Source organism: Microbacterium sp. GbtcB4 (assembly GCF_019091465.1).
Classification (GTDB): Bacteria; Actinomycetota; Actinomycetes; order Actinomycetales; family Microbacteriaceae; genus Microbacterium; species Microbacterium paraoxydans.
The window spans coordinates 1-232 of record NZ_JAGXJJ010000682.1; the positions used below are offsets into that span (position 1 = coordinate 1).

The window sequence follows — 232 nt, forward strand, 5'->3', positions numbered from 1 at the left end:
TGCAGGTCGTCCCGCTGGGAAAGGGGGCAGCAGTCGAGGGGGTGACAACCGGCGGGATGCCGTCGGCGAAGATCTTCACGCCGGGGATCGCGAGCCAGCGGGGGTCGGTCGTCGGGGGCGGCACCGGGAGTCCGGCGGCGAAGTCCTCCAGGGGGCTCTCGCCGTCGATCGTCCCGAGCAGGCGCGGCGGCGTGTCGCGCGGGGGCTGGGCGCCCTCCCGGTGCGGCGCCCC

1 pseudogene is annotated in these 232 nt (G+C 76.7%); it reads right to left on the reverse strand.

Annotation, left to right across the window (positions count from 1 at the left end):
* Positions 1-232, reverse strand: a pseudogene (locus KVS71_RS19245) (hypothetical protein); the annotation flags it as partial.